The organism is Priestia sp. 10L35, from assembly GCF_056395685.1.
In genome coordinates, this window is the sequence record NZ_JBFTKA010000040.1 from 1 (window position 1) to 1,434 (window position 1,434).

Sequence of the window (1,434 nt, forward strand, 5' to 3'; positions counted from 1 at the left end):
TGAACTGCACCCCAATTGTTAGACAAAAACTAATAATTGGAGGTGCAGTTTTTTATGTCAAAACACACACTTGAAACAAAGTTAAAAGCTGTAGATTTCTACATCAATAAGCAATATTCATATAAAGAAACAGCTGAGTTATATGGTGCGAATACATCAGATGTTATTCAATGGGTGGCATTATTTAAAAAACATGGGAAAGAAGGTTTAGAATCAACGTATACAAAGTACTCTGCCGAGTTTAAAATGGACGTATTAACGTATATTGAAAAAACGGGAGCGTCTATTCGTGAAGCATCTTCTGTATTTAATATCCCTTCATATTCAACGGTTATAAAATGGAGAAGGATCTTTGAAGAACAGGGCATGGACGGCCTGTATGCTAAGACCAGGAGGCCGCCAAAAGTGAAGAAGAATCCGATTAAAAATAATGATTCACAGAAAACAAATGAAGAGCTAGTAAAGGAACTTGAATATTTACGAATGGAAAATGCGTACTTAAAAAAGTTGAACGCCTTAGTACAAACATCAAGGGAATTAAAGAGCGAGAAAAAGCCCAAGTAGTGTTTGAATTAAGGCATGAGTATAAGGTCGTCGACCTTATCAAAGTAGCTAGAATCGCTCGTAGTACGTATTATTATTGGATAAAAGCCTTTAAGCGCCCTGACAAATATAAAGAAGTTAAAGAAACCATTCATCATATCTTTCATAAACACAAAGGGAGGTATGGTTATCGTCGTATTACGCTAGAATTACACCGTCTAGGCTATCTTATTAATCATAAGACGGTCTGTCGATTGATGAAAGAGCTAGGCTTAAAGTGCCTCGTTCGGCTCAAAAAGTATCGTTCTTATCGTGGGAGAACAGGAAGAATCGCTCCAAATATCCTTAAACGTGATTTTAAAGCATCTAAACCAAATGAAAAATGGGTAACCGATATCACAGAGTTTCACCTATTCGGAGAGAAGCTTTACTTATCGCCTATTTTGGACCTTTTTAGTGGGGAAATTATCTCCTACCATATCGACAAGAGACCTACATTTTCACTGGTCACTACGATGTTACATAAAGCATTTGACTGTTTAAATGAGGGAGACTGCCCTATTCTTCATTCTGATCAAGGATGGCACTACCAAATGACCAAATATCAGCATTTATTGAAGGGAAATAACATTACTCAAAGCATGTCCCGCAAGGGTAACTGTTTAGATAATGCGGTTATTGAAAACTTCTTTGGTCTATTAAAATCAGAGTTACTCTATCTACAAGAATTTGAAAGTATAGAACAGTTCAAACAGGAATTAGAGGCCTATATCCTCTATTACAACCATCTACGAATAAAAGAAAAATTAAAAGGATTGACCCCTGTAGAATACAGAATTCAATCCTCATTAGCTGCCTAAATAATGTGTCTAACTTTTTGGGTTCAGTTCA

1 protein-coding gene is annotated in these 1,434 nt (G+C 36.1%); it reads left to right on the forward strand.

The features are described from left to right. The first annotated feature begins 54 nt into the window (after positions 1–54). A protein-coding gene (locus AC1DEF_RS29010; protein ID WP_318331130.1) for an IS3 family transposase occupies positions 55–1,403 on the forward strand; the annotation gives its coding sequence in 2 pieces (ribosomal slippage) (positions 55–499 and positions 499–1,403; 1,350 coding nt in all). The last annotated feature ends 31 nt before the right edge of the window (positions 1,404–1,434 follow it).